This is a genomic window from Sinorhizobium sp. B11, assembly GCA_039725955.1.
Classification (GTDB): domain Bacteria; phylum Pseudomonadota; class Alphaproteobacteria; order Rhizobiales; family Rhizobiaceae; genus Rhizobium.
In genome coordinates this window covers 1,965,624-1,982,063 of sequence record CP091033.1, presented here as the reverse complement: position 1 = coordinate 1,982,063, position 16,440 = coordinate 1,965,624, and the positions used below count along the sequence as shown (strand labels likewise).

Genomic DNA, 16,440 nt, shown 5'->3' with positions numbered 1-16,440 from the left:
CTCAGGGAATTGCCGGTGCAGCGGCCTCGCGCAGAAACCCGCGCAGGGCCTCGATGTCACGTGAAAGAGGCCGATCATCGGCATAGGCAGGGACGATGGCGCGCACCGCTTTATAGATTGCATCCGTTCCCGTTGCCCTCGATGCGGTGCCGGCAAGGAATTCGTGCGCCTGTGCAGCCGCCATCAATTCGATCGCCAGAATGTATTCGGCGTTGTCGATCAGCGCGAGAAGCTTATTGGCGGCGGCCGTCGGATGCGCCAGGAAATCCTCCTGGAGGCCCGATGTGACGCCGCCATCAGTGGAAGCCGGTGCGGCGAGCCGCCGGTTCTCGTTGGCAAGGGCTGCTGCCGTATATTGCGCGATCATGAAGCCGGAATTGCTGCCGGCATCGCTTGCGAGGAAGGGCGGCAGGCCGCTCACCAACGGATTGACGAGGCGGTCCATGCGCCGCTCGCTCATCACGGAAATCTGTGCGAGCGCCGTAGCAAGCCCATCGGCAGCCAGTGCGAGGGCAGGGGCTACGGCATGTGCCTCGGAGGATACGATCGGCTTTTCGGGCGTGCCCGATATGGCGGGATTGTCGGTGACGGAGGCAAGTTCTCGATCGACAACGAGGGCCGAGGCATCAAAGACATCGCGCGCAGCGCCATGAGCATGCGGGATCGAGCGCAGGCTGAGGGCGTCCTGCGTTCGTTTGCCTGTCGCAGCTGATATCAGCCCGCTGCCGGCAAGTCGGGCGCGCAGCGAAGCGCCGACGCCGGCGATGCCCGTGGAGGGGCGCAGGGCGAGAACAGTTGCATCGAAGGCCGCCACCTGGCAGCCGGCCGCTTCAAGCGTCAGTGCTGCGATCGCATCGGCCCAGTCGAGCAGCCGCTCGGCACGTGCGAGCGCAACGCTTGCGAGCCCGGTCGCACAGGCCGTGCCGTTGACGAGGCTCAGGCCCTCCTTGGCACCGAGCACCAACGGCTGGAGGCCTATGGCGGCAAGCGCATCGCGGCCGCTCATAGGGCTGCCCTTGACGCGGGCGCTGCCTTCGCCGATCAGCACCAGCGCGTTGTGGGCATTATGGGTGAGGTAGCCCGCCGAACCCTTGGAGGGAACGTCGGGAATACAGCCTTTTTCGAGAAAAGCGGCGAGATGGTGGACGATTTCGGGGCGCACGCCGGAATGCCCGTGGGCAAAATTGGCAATCTGTGCGGCGATGATGGCGCGCACCTCGCGCGGCGCCAGCAATTCTCCGACGCCAACAGCATGGCTGAGAATGATATTGCGTGACAGCCGGCTCTGCGAGGCCCGGTCAACCACGGTGTCCGAAAGCGCGCCAACACCGGTATTGATGCCATAGGCCCTGACGCCGCTCTCGACGATGCGCTCGACAATGCGGCTCGCATGCGCGACACGATCCCAGGCCGCTTGCGATAGGACAAGCGTTTCCCCTTCGGCCACGCGTGCAATATCGCGCCAGCCGGCAGCTTTATCGATGGTGATGATCATTGGCCGTTTCCGAAATGGCCGATGAACTGGCGGAAGGCCGGCGATGCACCGCCGCCGAACATGTCGTCCGGCGTGCCGCTGCTTTCGACAAGCCCTTCGCGCATGAAGACCACGCGGTTCGACACGTTGCGGGCAAAGCTCATTTCGTGGGTGACGACGAGCATGGTCATGCCCTCTTCGGCAAGCGCGCGCATGACGCGCAGGACTTCACCCACCAGTTCCGGATCGAGCGCCGAGGTCGGTTCGTCGAAAAGCATCACCTTCGGCTTCATGGCGAGCGAGCGGGCAATTGCTGCACGCTGCTGCTGGCCGCCGGAAAGATGTGCAGGGTAGGCATGGCGCTTGTCGGCAATTCCGACCTTTTCGAGCAGCGCTTCGGCTTCGGCAATGCATTCGGGCCGCGGCCGCTTCAAGACATGGACCGGCCCTTCGATGACATTCTGCAGGATGGTCATGTGGGACCACAGATTGAAGGACTGGAAGACCATACCGAGTTCGGAGCGGATGTGATCGACCTGCTTCTGGCTCGCCGGCTTCGTCTTGCCGTTCTTGTGGATCATCTCGATATGTTCGCCGTCGACCCAGATCTCGCCATCGGATGCGATCTCCAGCAGGTTGATGCAGCGCAGGAAGGTGGATTTACCAGAGCCGGAGGCGCCGAGCAGCGAAATCACGTCGCCGTCCTGAGCGTCGAGCGATATGCCGCGCAGCACCTCATGGGTGCCGAAGCTCTTTCTGATATTGCGGACCGAAAGTCGGGTTACGCCGGGCATGGAAGCTCCAATCACGTTCAGTCGGGTTCAGGCCTTCAAGGCCGGCGGAATGGCGCGGCGATGACGGGAAAGCCAATATTCCAGCAGGGACATGGCCTGCAGGATGATGAAATTCAAAACAAGGTAGATGATGGCCGCGCAGAGGAACACTTCCATCGTCCGGTAGGTCTGCGAGATCAGCCGCTGCGCCACGCCCGTCACTTCCCAGACCGTCACCAGACTCGCAAGTGCGGTCGATTTCATCATCAGGACGATCTCGGTCGAATAGGCTGGCAGCGCATGTCGGAAGGCAATCGGCGCCAGGATGCGGCGCACCATCAGGAAGCCGGACATGCCGATGGCGCGGGCCGCCTCGATTTCCTTCGGCGAGACGGCGCGGATGCCGCCACGGAAGATCTCGGCGGAATAACCGGCGGTGCAGAGTGCGAGCGACAGCACCGCGCAGACCATTGGCTCACGCAGAAAGGGCCAGAGGAAGGAGTAGCGGATGACTCCGAACTGACCGAGACCGTAGAAGACCAGGAACATCTGGATCAACAGCGGCGAGCCGCGGAAGACGAAGATATAGCCCTTGGCGAAGCCTGACAGGATCGGATTGCCGCTGACACGCATGGAAACGATGACGAGCGCGAGCAGCCCGCCGAAGAAGATCGACAGGAAGAACAGGATCAGCGTCGTCGGCACAGCCTTGAGGAGCGTGACCATAGTGCTGGAAAGGAAGGCGATATCCATTTGGTCCTCCCTAAGCCTGGCCCATAGCCGAAGCCGGCATGCTGCGATTGGCCTTGCGCTCGGCGCCGTTGAAGACGCGGTCCGACAGGCTGGTGAGGATCAGGTAGAGAGCGCCGCCGACAATGTAGAACAGGAAATATTGTCGGGTCGAACCGGCCGCGACCTGGCTTGAACGCATCAGCTCGGCAAGGCCGGTGACGGAAATCAGCGCGGAATCCTTCAGGCTGAGCTGCCAGACATTGCCAAGACCGGGAATGGCAAAGCGTAGGACTTGTGGAATGACGATGCGGCGGAAGCGTAACCCGCGATGCATGCCGATTGCCGAGGCAGCCTCGAGCTCGCCCTTGGAAATGGCAAGATAGGCGCCGCGATAGACTTCCGCCTGGTAGGCGCCGGAGATGATGCCGACGGCAAGCGCGCCGGCGGCAAAGGACGGCAGGCCGAGGAAGCCCTCATAGCCCATGGACTGGCCGATGGCGGTGATCGCCGTAGAGCCGCCGAAATAGATCAGGTAGATGATCAGGAGTTCGGGTACGCCGCGGAAGACGGTTGTGTAGATATGGCCGATCGCGACGAGGATGAAATTTCCCGAGAGCTTCGCCCCGGCGATGATCGCGCCAAGCACGGCGCCGATGGCCAGCGCTGTGGTGGTGACACTTAATGTCAGCAACAGGCCGAGAAGCAGAAATGCTCCCCACCCGGTTGAACCGAATCCGATGAGTTCGAGTGTCGCCATGGGCCTTCCCCAGCGCTGTCGTCGTCAAAATGACGGGCGGTCAGAATAGCACGTGGTCCCCGATCAGAAAGCGGAGACCACGGAACGCGGCTTTGCGTCGAAAGCTTAGTTCTGCGGGCTGACGTCGACCTTGAACCATTTCATCGAGAGGTTCTTGACCGTACCGTCGGCGAGTGCGGACTTGATCGCTTCGCTCAACTTGTCGCGCAGGTCAGTATCGGCCTTGCGGATGCCGAGGCCTTCGCCTTCGCCCCAGATCGAGCCTACGATTTCAGGGCCGGTGAAGGCGAGCGTGTCGTTGGCGGAAGCAAAGGCATTAGCGAAATAGACGGCGTCGTCGAAGCCGAGGTCGATGCGGCCGTTCTGCAGGTCGAGGTCGCGGTCGGCGCCGGTCTTGTATTCGCGGATTTCAGCGATGCTGCCGAAATTGTCGTAGACAAATTTCGCATAGACGGTAGCCGCCTGGATGCCGATCGTCTTGCCCTTGAAGACTTCCTTCAGCGCGTCGATTTCCTTCACGCCGGTCTGGCCAGGTGTCATCTTGATAATTGCGCCGGTGCCGGCAGCATTCGCAAGCGGGCTGTCCTTGGCGGTGGCGAAGGCTGCTGGCGTTGCTGCATAGGGAACGGTGAAATCGATGACCTGCTTGCGCTCTTCGGTAATCGACAGTGCATCCATGATGACATCGAACTTGCCGGCATTCAGGGCCGGGATCATGCCATCCCAGTCGGATGCGACCAGTGTGCACTCGATCTTGGCGCGTTCGCACAGAACCTTGGCGAGTTCCGGTTCGAAGCCGCCGAGTGTGCCGTCGGCATTGGTGAGGTTCCAGGGGGCGTAGGCGCCTTCGAGCGTGATGGTCGCCTTCGTCCAGTCCTTGGCAGAGGCAGGCGCGGCAAAGGCCGCTGCCGTCATCGCGCAGGAAAGAAGAATCGTGCTGAGCTTCATTGATGTGATCTCCTCTGAGATTGGACAGACCTTGCGGTATGAATGCCGATCTTCGCCGGCTTGCCTGCTATTTTTTGATCGGCAGGTTGTATAGGGTACCATATGAGATATTTTGTGTTATGCAAGTGGAAAGTCGATTTAGAAGGCAGATTCCACCGGTGCAAAGGGAATAGGCAATGAAGCGTTCCGGCGAGATGAAGCGTGAACTGGCGGAAAATGACGGTGGCCCGCTTTATGCTGGCGTCAAGCAGGTCATTCTCGACCGGATCCGCAGCGGCGAATGGCCGCCGCGACACCGCGTGCCCTCGGAAAACGAGCTGGTGGTGGAGCTCGGCGTCAGCAAGATGACCGCCAACCGAGCGCTCCGGGAACTGGCGAACGAAGGCGAACTCCTCCGCATCCAGGGCGTCGGTTCCTTCGTTGCGGAACGCAAGGGCTATTCGGCGCTCTTCGAGGTGCGCAATATCGCCGACGAGATCGCCGAGCGTGGCCACACACATGAAGCGACAGTCATCGTTTTGGCCGAAGAGACGGCTTCTCCGGAGGTTGCCGATGCGCTCGAACTCGATATCGGCGCGCCGGTTTTTCACTCGCTGATCGTCCACAGCGAGAACGGCGTGCCCGTGCAGATCGAGGACCGCTTCGTCAATCCTGGAGCGGCGCCAGATTATCTGGCGCAGGACTTTTCGACCCTGACGCCAAATGCCTATCTGACGGCGGCGGCGCCGCTCAGTGCATCGGAGCATATCGTCGAGGCTGTGATACCGCGCGCCTGGGAATGCAAGCTGCTGACAATCCTGCAGAGCGAGCCGTGCCTCGCCATTCGCCGTCGCACCTGGTCGGCTCGTCAGGTGGTTTCGACCGCGCGTCTCGTCTATCCCGGACATCGCTACAGGCTGGAAACGCGTAGCGGCAAAATGTTCGAGGAGTGAACCAGTTGTATATGGAACCTGTCGCGAAAGGGCCCAGTTGCCGGAAGGTGTCATTGCTTTTCCGTCCAGCCGATTGAAATGGCGTAGCAAAGCGCCCGGCCGTCGAAGCTGAGCCCATCGCTTCCGCCTTCCTCGAATAACAACGCATCACCGGCGCCAAGCTCGATCCTCTCCGGACCTGCGTGCACAGTCACGGTTCCGCTGGCGCAGAAGAGCATGAAGCTCCCTCGCGTAAACTCCTCCCGTTTCTCACCATCGATCTCGATCCGCGCAACAGCGTGCCGGAGCGTGCTGCGTCGGGTCATGACATTCAGGTCGGTGATCGCTCCATCAGGCAGCGTAGCCGAGACCGCAATATCTGCAGCAAAGGCAAGCGGATCGCTTTCCCGTGTCAGGACCACCGGATCGCGCCCCTCGATCAGGAGCCGCATGCCATTCCCTTCCAGGATCGACAGCGTGCGGTCGATCCCGGGAAAGATTGAGAAAGGGCCGTCGGAGGCGACCGTCGCCATGCTGACCCGCCAATCGAAATCGGCAAGTCCTGCGCCCTGGGGCGAAATGGCGATTTCCACCGTTTCGCCGCCGCCGTTCTTCCACGGCATGCGCTTGTGATCGGCAGAGCGCAGGATCTTCATGGCTCAGTTCCCGAGGATGCCGGGCAGGCGCAGGCCCTTTTCCTTGGCGCAGTCGACTGCGATGTCGTAGCCGGCATCCGCATGGCGCATGACACCGGTCGCCGGATCGTTCCAGAGAACATTTCCGAGGCGGCGCGCCGCATCGTCAGTACCGTCGGCGCAGATGACCATGCCGGAATGCTGCGAAAAGCCCATGCCGACGCCGCCGCCGTGATGCAGCGATACCCAAGTGGCGCCCGAGGCGGTGTTGAGCAGCGCGTTCAGAAGCGGCCAGTCGGAGACGGCATCCGAGCCGTCCTTCATCGCTTCCGTTTCGCGGTTCGGCGAGGCGACGGAACCGGAATCGAGGTGGTCGCGGCCGATGACGACAGGGGCCTTCAGCTCGCCGTTCCTGACCATCTCGTTGAAGGCGAGGCCGAGGCGATGGCGGTCGCCGAGGCCGACCCAGCAGATGCGGGCCGGCAGGCCCTGGAATGCGATGCGCTCTCTGGCCATGTCGAGCCAGTTGTGCAGGTGCTTGTTGTCGGGCAGCAGTTCCTTCACCTTGGCGTCGGTCTTGTAGATATCTTCGGGATCACCCGAGAGGGCCGCCCAGCGGAACGGGCCGATGCCGCGGCAGAAGAGCGGGCGGATATAGGCCGGCACGAAGCCCGGGAACGCGAAGGCGTTTTCGAGACCCTCGTCCTTGGCGACCTGGCGGATGTTGTTGCCGTAGTCGAGTGTCGGCACGCCAGCATCCCAGAAGGCGACCATGGCCTCGACATGGGCCTTCATCGAGGCGCGGGCTGCGGCTTCGACCGCCTTCGGATCGCTTTCACGCTTGGCCTTGGCTTCGGCAACGGTCCAGCCGACCGGCAGGTAGCCGTTGCGCGGGTCATGCGCCGAAGTCTGGTCGGTGACGATATCGGGGCGCGGGCCGCCGGCCTTCATGCGACGCACCAATTCCGGAAAGATTTCCGCGGCATTGCCGACAAGACCGACCGACTTGGCTTCACCAGCCTTGGTCCAGCGCTCGATCTTTTCCAGCGCCTCGTCCAGCGTATGGGCCTTTTCGTCGACATAGCGGGTGCGCAGGCGGAAATCGATGCGGGTCTCGTCGCATTCGACGGCAAGGCAGCAGGCGCCGGCCATGACGGCTGCGAGCGGCTGGGCACCGCCCATGCCGCCGAGGCCGCCGGTCAGGATCCACTTACCCCTAAGATTGCCATTATAGTGCTGGCGTCCGGCTTCGACGAAGGTCTCGTAGGTGCCCTGCACGATCCCCTGCGTGCCGATATAGATCCACGAGCCGGCCGTCATCTGGCCGTACATGGCAAGCCCCTTCTTGTCGAGCTCGTTGAAATGATCCCAGGTCGCCCAGTGCGGCACGAGATTGGAATTGGCGATCAGGACGCGCGGCGCATCCTTGTGGGTGCGGAAAACGCCCACCGGTTTGCCGGACTGGACGAGCAATGTCTCGTCTTCGTTCAGCGTCTTCAGCGTTGCCGTGATGCGGTCGAAATCGTCCCAGGTGCGGGCGGCGCGGCCGATACCGCCATAGACGACAAGCTCATGCGGGTTTTCGGCGACGTCGGGGTCGAGATTGTTCATGAGCATGCGCAGCGGCGCTTCGGTCATCCAGCTCTTGGCGTTGAGCTGATCGCCGCGTGGGGCGCGGACGTCGCGGATATTGTGGCGCGGGTTTACGGTCATGATGATGTTCCCTTGTTTTAGCGTTTCAGACCGAGCGCGATCTCTTCGATCCGCGTCAGGATGGATTTGAGATGGATGCGCAGCTTGTCAGCCTTGGCCTCGTCATAGGCGAAGGGCGATGCTTCGGTTGCCAGATGCGTTGATTGGGCAAGCTCCATCTGGATGGCGTGGACGCCGGTTTCCGGCCTGCCGTAGTGGCGGGTCGTCCAGCCGCCCTTGAAGCGACCGTTCAGAATGCTGTCATAACCCGTTGCAGCCGCGGCAATGGCGACGGTCGCCTGTTCGATTGCCGGATCGCAGGTCTTGCCCATATCCGTGCCGATATTGAAATCCGGCAGCTTCCCGTCGAAGAGGAAAGGAATGTGCGAGCGGATGGAATGGCAGTCGTAGAGCACGACGACACCGTGAATGGCTTTCACCCGCTCGATCTCGGCGGCGAGAGCGGCATGGTAAGGCGTATGGTACGTGCGCAGTCGCTCTGCGATATCGGCTTCGGTTGGTTCTGCTCCCTCTTTCCAGATCGGCTTGCCGTCGAAATCCGTCTCCGGGATCAGCCCGGTCGTGTTCTGGCCGGGATAGAGGCTCGTGCCGGCGGGATCGCGGTTGGCGTCCAGCACATAGCGGTGGAAGGTGGCGCGCACGACGGTTGGGTTGTCGAGCAGGCCGTCATAGAGATGGTGGATATGCCAGTCGGTATCGGCAAGCAGCCGGCCGGTCTCGTTCAGGCGCTCCCATATATCGGCGGGAACATCGGTGCCCGTGTGCGGAAAACCGAGGATGACGGGGGAGGTGCCTTGCTTGACCTCGAAAACAGACATGTCAGACCTCCAGAGCCGGCAGGATGCCGCTTGAAACGGATGCGTTGAGAGCACCGCCGCCAACGAGAATGCTGGCCGCCTTCAGGTCGTTTGCCATGTAGCGATCCTCCTCGAGCGAGGGCACGACGTTGCGGATCGCTGCGATCGCCTTGGTCAGTTCCGGGCTGGTCGCAAGCGGCGCGCGAAGCTCGACGCCTTGAGCGGCGGTCAAAGCCTCGATGCCGATGATGGCGAAGAGATTGTCGGTCATCGGCAGAAGCCGCCGCGCGCCATGACAGGCCATGGAGACGTGGTCTTCCTGATTGGCCGAGGTCGGCGTCGAATCGACGGAAGCCGGATGCGACATCTGCTTGTTCTCGCTCATCAGTGCGGCGGACGTGACCTCGGCGATCATTAGGCCGGAATTCAGCCCCGGCTTCTTGGCGAGGAACGCCGGCAATCCGTAGGAAAGCGCAGGATCGACGAGTAGCGCGATGCGGCGCTGGGCAATGGCACCGATCTCGCAGACAGCGAGCGCGATCTGGTCGGCGGCGAAGGCAACGGGCTCTGCATGGAAATTGCCGCCGGAGACGACCGAATTATCCGAGAGCACAAGCGGATTGTCCGTCACGGCATTGGCCTCGATTTCCAGCGTGCGTGCAACCGAGCGCAGCAGATCGAGGCAGGCGCCGTCGACCTGCGGCTGGCAGCGGATGCAGTAGGGATCCTGCACGCGCTCGTCGCCTTCGATATGGCTCTGGCGGATCGGCGAGTTTTCGAGCAGGGCGCGAAGTGCTGCTGCCGTATCGATCTGACCCCGATGACCGCGCAGCGTATGAATGTCAGGATGGAACGGTGCGGACGAACCCATGGCGGCATCCGTTGACATGGCGCCGGTAATCAGCGCCGATTGCGCCGCCCGGTGGGCGCGGAAGAGACCGGCGAGCGCCAGCGCCGTCGAGGTTTGCGTGCCATTGATGAGCGCCAGGCCTTCCTTGGCGGCGAGCACGATGGGATGCAGCCCGGCCTTGAGCAGCGCGGTTGCGCCATGCAGCCTCTCGCCCCCGAAGAACGCCTCGCCATGGCCCATCATCACGGCCGTCATATGGGCAAGCGGCGCAAGGTCGCCGGAAGCGCCAACCGAGCCCTTTTCCGGAATGACAGGGATGACGCCGCGAGCCATCATCGCTTCGATCAGTCGCACCAGTTCCAGCCGCACGCCGGAAGCGCCGCGGCCGAGCGAAACGAGTTTCAGCGCCATGATCAGGCGCACGACATTTTCCGGCAGTGGCTCACCGACACCGCAGCAATGCGACAGGATGAGGTTGCGCTGCAGGGTCGCCACATCGGCGCTGTCGATCTTGATCGAGGCGAGCTTGCCGAAGCCGGTATTGATACCGTAGACCGGCGCATTGCCAGCGGCGATCTCGGCGATGCGGTTTGCCGCCTTGATGATGCCGGCGTCGAAGGATGGGTCGAGCTTTGCCGGGACGCAGGTCCAGTAAATCGTTGCGAGATCCTGCAGCGAGACGGAGCCCGGATGGAGGGTAATGGTCATCGGTCGATCCTCTGGCCCTTGAAAATATGTGCGTGAAGTGGGTTGAAGCCGATGCGGTAGACGAGCTCGGCGGGGCTTTCGATATCCCAGATCGCCAGATCAGCAGACTTGCCGGCCTCGATCGTGCCGGTCTCGCTAAGCAGGCCGAGTGCACGGGCGCCTTCGCGGGTTGCGCCGGCGATGCATTCCTCCACCGTCAGCCTGAACAGCGTCGCCGACATGTTCATGGTGAGCAGCAGCGAGGTGAGAGGCGAGGTGCCCGGATTGCTGTCCGTGGCGATGGCGATGTGCACGCCGGCCTGCCTCAAGGCCTGAACCGGCGGCTTCTGCTTCTCGTTGATGGCGTAGAAGGCACCTGGGAGCAGAACCGCAACCGTGCCGGCGGCTGCCATTGCCCGCGCGCCATCTTCATCCAGATATTCCAGATGATCGGCCGAAAGCGCACCATAGGAGGCTGCGAGTTTCGCGCCACCGAGATTGGAGAGCTGTTCGGCATGGAGCTTGACGGGAATACCGAGCGAACGGGCCTTCTCGAAGACCCGCGCGATCTCGTCGACTGAGAAGGCGATGCCTTCGCAAAAACCGTCAACGGCGTCGATGAGGCCTTCGGCACGTGCCCGCTCAAGGCCCGGCAGGACGACATCGGAAATGTAATCCTGGTTCCGTCCCTTGTATTCGACGGGTGTTGCATGGGCGCCGAGATAGGAGGTGATGACCCTTACCGGCCGATGGTCTGCAAGTGCGCGCGCGGCGCGCAGCATCTTCAGTTCCGCCTCGATATTGAGCCCGTAGCCGGACTTGACCTCGATGGTGGTCACGCCTTCCGAGATCAGCGTGTCGAGCCGCGGCAGCGCGGCCTCGACGAGGCCTTCGACGGACAGCGCATTGGTTGCCTTCACGGAGAAGACGATGCCGCCGCCGGCGCGCGCGATCTCTTCATAGGTCGCGCCTTCGAGCCGCATCTCGAATTCCCGCGCACGGTTGCCGCCATAGACGATGTGGGTATGGCAGTCGACGAGGCCGGGCGTGACCCAGCGGCCTTCGAGATCGGTAATGTCGGCCGCCTCGATCAGCCAGGACGGCAGTTCGGCTTCCGGCCCTGCGTAGAGGATGCGCCCGCCTTCACAGACGACGGCGCCTTTTTCGATAATGCCAAGGCCCGGCAGATCCTCCCGCAACGTCGCAAGGCGCGCATTGCGCCATAGCGAGCGAGCGCTGGAATTGCGGCCCGATCCGGAAAATTTGTTCCCACTCATCAGCTTTACGCCTTTCCTTATGGCTGAATATGTATATACATAATAAAAAGGGTGACAAGTAGAAATTTATGGCCTTTCGCATAAAGGCAAGCGAAGCGGTCAATTGCGAAACGGGAGAGCGATCATGACGAAACTTCATGCGGCGGCTGCCTTGTTGGCCGAAGGCTGGCGCAGGAATGTGCGCCTGACGCTTGCGGACGGACGCATTGCCGCAATCGAAATGGATGTTGCGCCTGACGCGGATAACGAGCGTCATGCTGTCCTGCTGCCGGCAATGCCGAACCTCCACAGCCATGCCTTTCAGCGGGCGATGGCGGGGCTTGCTGAAGTGCGCGGCCCGGCCAATGACAGTTTCTGGAGCTGGCGCACCGTCATGTACAAATTTGCGCTCTCGATGACGCCAGACCATGTCGAAGCTGTAGCGGCGAAACTCTATATGGAAATGCTGGAAGCCGGCTTCTGCCGCGTCGGCGAGTTCCACTATCTGCATCACGACAAGGATGGCAGCCCCTATACGAATATCGCCGAAATGGCCGAAAGGATTGGGGCTGCGAGTGCCGAAACCGGCATCGGATTGACGTTGCTGCCGGTTCTCTACGCTCATTCCGGCTTTGGCGGCGCAGCGCCCATCGAAGGGCAGCGCCGCTTCATCAATTCCGCCGAGAGTTTTGCGCGGCTGATGGAAGGCTGCCGGCAGGTCGCAGGAAGGCTTCCCGGTTCAGAGATCGGCGTCGCGCCGCACAGCCTGCGCGCCGTCACGCCGGAGGAACTATCTGTCGCCATTGCGCTTGCCGATGACGGCCCCATCCACATTCATGTCGCCGAGCAGGTCAGGGAGGTTGAGGATTGCCTCGCCTGGTCCGGCGCAAGACCTGTCCAATGGCTGCTCGACAATGCGCCGGTTGATCAGCGCTGGTGCCTCATCCACGCAACCCACATGACGGCGGACGAAACACGGCGGACGGCAAGGAGCGGCGCCATTGCGGGCCTCTGCCCGATTACCGAAGCCAATCTCGGCGACGGGACATTTTCGGCACCGCTATTCTTGTCCGAAGCCGGGCGCTTCGGCATCGGATCCGATTCCAACATTCTCATTTCCATTGCCGGGGAACTTCGTCAGCTCGAATATTCCGAGCGTCTGGCGCTGCGTGCCCGCAATGTCATCGCCACCACTGGCGGCTCCACCGGCCAGGCCCTCTTTGAACACGCGCTAGCCGGCGGTGGTGCAGCATTGAAGGCACCGGCGGGTCTTGCTGCAGGCAACTATGCCGACATCGTATCGCTTGATACGAGAGCGGTTCCCTATCTTTCCGAAAGCCAGGTTCTCGATCAGTGGATCTTTGCCGGTGATGTGGCAGTCGACACCGTCTGGGCGCTCGGCCGCAAGCAGGTCGAAGACGGCCGGCATCTGCGTCGGGACCTGATCGACCGGCGCTTCATCGCGGCGATGAACGAGCTCCTGGCAGCATGACGACCTTTCCTCCGCGCTTCCCAGGCGCTACAGCGGGAGGGAAGCCGGAGCGTAATGATGAATGAACCCAAGGAAACGACCTTACACCAGCGTATCCTCAGTGAGATCGAGGGCCGTATCGTTTCGGGCGAATGGCCGCCTGGCTACCGCATTCCCTTCGAAGTGGAGCTGACCAAGCAATACGATTGCTCCCGCATGACGGTAAACAAGGCCCTGACCCAGCTGGTGAAGGCCGGTCTTATCGAACGCCGCAAGAAATCCGGCAGCTTTGTCATGCAGCCGCAAGCGCAGGCCGCAGTGCTCGAAATCCACGATATCAAGGCGGAGGTTCAATCCCTCAATCTCGCCTATTCGTACAAGGTCGCGAAGCGTGTTCGCAGAAAGGCGCAGTCGCAGGATCGCCAGATGCTGGACCTCCAGCAAAATTCAAGCCTGATCGAAGTCATCTGCACGCACTATGCCGGATCGAAGCCTTTCTGCCTGGAAAAGCGGTTGATCAACCTTCAAACCGTGCCGGAAGCAGCGGACGAGGATTTCGAGGAAACGGCCCCGGGCCCGTGGCTTCTGAGCCTGGTTCCGTGGAGTGCGGCGGAGCATAAGATATTTGCAGTTGGTGTCGATCAAGAGGAAGGCGCCATGCTTTCCATCCCCGAGGCAACTGCTTGCCTCGTCATCGAACGACGTACCTGGAACAAGTCTGGGCCGGTGACGCATGTGCGCTTCGTCTATCCCGGAAACCGCCACGCGCTCTACGCGCGCTTCACTCCCGAAGCGGTGAAATAGGCCTGTTTCCCCGAAGAAAAGGCGTCCGATCACCTCGTATGACCGAACGCCTGTTTTTGCCGCCGCACTGGGTCGACGGCTTCCCATAGAGAGCGACTTTCCCGGCGTCAACATCCCTAAAACAAGGGTATTGCGAAAGTCGACGCTTACCTTAAAGCAACAGATTGTTGGGGATTTCTGTCAGCACCTCGCAGACAGGATCGTCGCCTGGCCCGCAGCGGACAGCGCTGCCTAGGCCTCCTGCGCTTCCGGAATGAGCGGTGGCACCTGGATGACGACAGGCTTGTCGGCACCGGATTCGATGAGCTCGAAAACCTTGTTCAACATGCCCGGCACGTCCTGGCGCACCATCTCGATGCCATTGCCGAGCAGAGTCACAAAAGGGTCCCAGTCGAAACAGCCGAGCACAAGGCTGCGGTCGTCGAGATGGCCTGAGCGGCGGATCCAGCGCATGACGCCTTCGAGCGAGATCGTCGAGTTGACGAACATGCCTTTGGGTAGGGCATTGCCGCGCAGCGCGCGCTCGTCCAACGCTTTTTCGGCCTTTTCAGGGGCATAACCGCAGGCGAGGATATTCTCCTCGTGCACGGCGACACCGAGATCTTCATGCGCAGCGCGAAAGCCGCGGATGCGCTCGGCCGTGTTGTGGTCGCTGCCGCGCCCGCCAATGAAGAGCAGCGGCTCCATCCTGCCGAGCCTTTGCTCACTGTTTTTCAGGATCCGGCGTGTCAGTTCCCGCGCGCCGGCGAAATTGTCCGAGATGACCGAAGGGGCAAGCGCGCCTGGAAGGTCGAGGTTGAAGCTGCGCACGCCGGCCGCCGCACACATTTCAGTGATCCGGTCGGGATCGGTCGCACCCGTCGCGATCAGGCATTCGACCTGGTAGGAGAGCATCGTACGCGCCGCCTCGACCTCCAGCTGCGGGTCGCGGCGTGTACAGGTGATGATCGGAAAAAGGCCGCGCGCACGTGCCATGTCTTCGAAGAGTTCGACGATCGATCCGAAATAGCGGTTGTCGTATTTAGGCACGATCATGCCGATGATATGGGATTTTTCGCGCCTCAGCAGGCTCGCCTGCATGTTCAGCGCATACCCCTGCTCCTCGGCGATCCGGATGATCTTTTCGGCAAGCTGGCTGCTGATCCTGCGCTTCTTCCAGTTGCCATTGAGCACGGCGCTGACGGCGCTGGCCGATGTGCCGGCAAGCTCCGCCAGATCATAGATCGTCGTCCTCTTCGTCTGCTTCACCTGATTCAAAATGCCTTCTCCGTTTGACGGTAACTTGACATCAATCTGCGGAAGTGGCAATTCTTGCTTCATCGATTGAGCAAGCTTGCGCAATCGATGATACAAACCGGTTAATCGGCCGGTACAGGGAGGTGTTTCTAAGGGGCTGCGGAGAGGCTGTCCTTTTGCAGGGGCGCTTTGCTCGCCGGTTTTATGGCGGCGAGAGCGGCGAGCGGGCAAACCGCAGTGACTTCCAGCAATGCCTGGTCCTGTCTTTCGATCACACCAAGGAGGAGAAAATGAATTATCGCAATTTGCTCATGGCATCCGTGACAGTTTTCATGGGGCTTGCCGGTGCGGCTTCAGCTCAGGAAGCTGCGACCGTCGCTTTCCTGATGCCTGACCAGGCATCCACACGTTATGAGCAGCACGATTTCCCCGGCTTCAAGGCCGAGATGGAAAAGCTGTGCCCGAAGTGCACGGTCATCTATCAGAACGCCAACGCCGACGCCTCGCTGCAGCAGCAGCAGTTCAACTCGGTGATAGCACAGGGCGCCAAGGTCGTCGTGCTCGACCCCGTCGATTCTGCCGCCGCCGCTGGTCTCGTCGAGATCGCCCAGTCGCAGGACGTCAAGGTCATCGCTTATGACCGCCCGATTCCGGACAAGCCTGCTGACTATTACGTCTCCTTCGACAATGAAGGCATCGGTTATGCCATCGCCAAATCGCTTGTCGAACACCTAAAGGCTGCCGGCGTCGCCGATGGCGCGGGCGTGCTCGAAATCAACGGTTCGCCGACCGATGCGGCCGCAGGCCTGATCCGGGATGGTATCCATCGCGGTCTGAAGGAATCGGCGTACAAGACGCTTGCCGAATATGACACGCCGGAATGGGCGCCGCCGAAGGCACAGGAATGGGCTGCCGGCCAGATCACCCGCTTTGGCGCTGACATCAAGGGCGTGGTCGCCGCCAATGACGGCACGGCCGGCGGCGCGATTGCCGCGTTCAAGGCCGCCGGTGTCAAGCCGGTTCCCCCGGTCACCGGCAATGACGCGACGATTGCAGCGCTTCAGCTGGTCATTTCTGGAGACCAGTACAACACGATTTCCAAGCCATCGGAAATCGTCGCGGCAGCCGCTGCCAATGTTGCGGTGCAGATGATCAAGGGTGAAAAGCCCGAGGCCAAGACGACGCTTTACAATACGCCGTCTCAGCTGTTCATCCCTGCCGTCGTGACGGCAGAGAACATCAAGGCAGAAATCTTCGACAAGAAGATCCAGACGCCCGAGCAGATCTGCACCGGTGAATATGCCGAAGGCTGCAAGAAGCTTGGCATTACCAACTAAACGCGGTTGAGTGAACTCCGGCCGCGCCCGTCGCGGCCGGATGCCCCTATGGCAAGAAG

Annotated in this window: 15 protein-coding genes; 4 read left to right on the top strand and 11 right to left on the bottom strand. The window is 61.6% G+C overall.

Going from position 1 to position 16,440, the window contains the following annotated elements; genetic code table 11:
• Position 1: 1 nt before the first annotated feature.
• The 5 genes from LVY75_08995 to LVY75_08975 all read right to left on the bottom strand — a co-directional run bounded on the left by LVY75_08995 (position 2) and on the right by LVY75_08975 (position 4,684).
• Positions 2-1,495, bottom strand: a complete 1,494-nt coding sequence (locus tag LVY75_08995) for a histidine ammonia-lyase (protein XAZ20246.1) — start codon at positions 1,493-1,495, stop codon at positions 2-4.
• Positions 1,492-2,268: an ATP-binding cassette domain-containing protein gene (locus tag LVY75_08990; GenBank protein XAZ20245.1), complete on the bottom strand. Its 777-nt coding sequence runs from the start codon at positions 2,266-2,268 to the stop codon at positions 1,492-1,494. Before LVY75_08990 ends, LVY75_08995 begins: the two co-directional genes overlap by 4 nt.
• A gap of 27 nt (positions 2,269-2,295) precedes the next feature.
• Positions 2,296-3,000 (bottom strand): ABC transporter permease subunit, encoded by a 705-nt coding sequence (locus LVY75_08985; GenBank protein ID XAZ20244.1) that lies wholly within the window; start codon positions 2,998-3,000, stop codon positions 2,296-2,298.
• A gap of 10 nt (positions 3,001-3,010) precedes the next feature.
• Entirely contained in the window at positions 3,011-3,736 is a 726-nt protein-coding gene (locus LVY75_08980) for an ABC transporter permease subunit (GenBank protein ID XAZ20243.1), read from the bottom strand.
• Positions 3,737-3,841: 105 nt separating this feature from the next.
• Positions 3,842-4,684: a transporter substrate-binding domain-containing protein gene (locus LVY75_08975; protein XAZ20242.1), complete on the bottom strand. Its 843-nt coding sequence runs from the start codon at positions 4,682-4,684 to the stop codon at positions 3,842-3,844.
• 176 nt (positions 4,685-4,860) lie between these two features.
• Here LVY75_08975 and hutC (LVY75_08970) point away from each other — a divergent pair, with 176 nt between their 5' ends.
• Positions 4,861-5,616, top strand: a complete 756-nt coding sequence (gene hutC / locus LVY75_08970; protein ID XAZ20241.1) for a histidine utilization repressor — start codon at positions 4,861-4,863, stop codon at positions 5,614-5,616.
• Positions 5,617-5,666: 50 nt separating this feature from the next.
• Here the strand turns inward: hutC (LVY75_08970) and LVY75_08965 are convergent, their stop codons facing one another.
• From LVY75_08965 to hutI, 5 genes are read right to left on the bottom strand one after another with little or no spacing between them, the layout of a single operon-like run.
• Positions 5,667-6,251, bottom strand: coding sequence for a HutD family protein (locus LVY75_08965; GenBank protein XAZ20240.1), 585 nt, complete (start codon positions 6,249-6,251; stop codon positions 5,667-5,669).
• Between the two features lie 3 nt (positions 6,252-6,254).
• Positions 6,255-7,943, bottom strand: a complete 1,689-nt coding sequence (locus LVY75_08960) for a urocanate hydratase (GenBank protein ID XAZ20239.1) — start codon at positions 7,941-7,943, stop codon at positions 6,255-6,257.
• A 17-nt stretch (positions 7,944-7,960) separates the two neighbouring features.
• Positions 7,961-8,761, bottom strand: coding sequence for an N-formylglutamate deformylase (gene hutG / locus LVY75_08955; protein XAZ20238.1), 801 nt, complete (start codon positions 8,759-8,761; stop codon positions 7,961-7,963).
• 1 nt (position 8,762) lies between these two features.
• Positions 8,763-10,298: a histidine ammonia-lyase gene (gene hutH / locus LVY75_08950; GenBank protein XAZ20237.1), complete on the bottom strand. Its 1,536-nt coding sequence runs from the start codon at positions 10,296-10,298 to the stop codon at positions 8,763-8,765.
• Positions 10,295-11,554 (bottom strand): imidazolonepropionase, encoded by a 1,260-nt coding sequence (gene hutI / locus LVY75_08945; protein ID XAZ20236.1) that lies wholly within the window; start codon positions 11,552-11,554, stop codon positions 10,295-10,297. Before hutI ends, hutH begins: the two co-directional genes overlap by 4 nt.
• Positions 11,555-11,678: 124 nt before the next feature.
• Here hutI and LVY75_08940 point away from each other — a divergent pair, with 124 nt between their 5' ends.
• Positions 11,679-13,025 carry a formimidoylglutamate deiminase gene (locus tag LVY75_08940; GenBank protein XAZ20235.1) on the top strand — a complete coding sequence of 449 codons (1,347 nt, stop codon included), beginning with the start codon at positions 11,679-11,681 and terminating at the stop codon, positions 13,023-13,025.
• A gap of 57 nt (positions 13,026-13,082) precedes the next feature.
• A complete protein-coding gene (gene hutC / locus LVY75_08935; GenBank protein XAZ21372.1) occupies positions 13,083-13,808 on the top strand; it encodes a histidine utilization repressor in 726 nt (241 codons plus the stop codon).
• 231 nt (positions 13,809-14,039) lie between these two features.
• Here hutC (LVY75_08935) and LVY75_08930 read toward each other — a convergent pair whose 3' ends face one another.
• Positions 14,040-15,065 (bottom strand): LacI family DNA-binding transcriptional regulator, encoded by a 1,026-nt coding sequence (locus LVY75_08930; GenBank protein ID XAZ20234.1) that lies wholly within the window; start codon positions 15,063-15,065, stop codon positions 14,040-14,042.
• Positions 15,066-15,334: 269 nt separating this feature from the next.
• On the opposite strand from LVY75_08930, the gene LVY75_08925 reads away from it, so the two are divergent.
• A complete protein-coding gene (locus LVY75_08925) occupies positions 15,335-16,381 on the top strand; it encodes a sugar ABC transporter substrate-binding protein (GenBank protein ID XAZ20233.1) in 1,047 nt (348 codons plus the stop codon).
• The last annotated feature ends 59 nt before the right edge of the window (positions 16,382-16,440 follow it).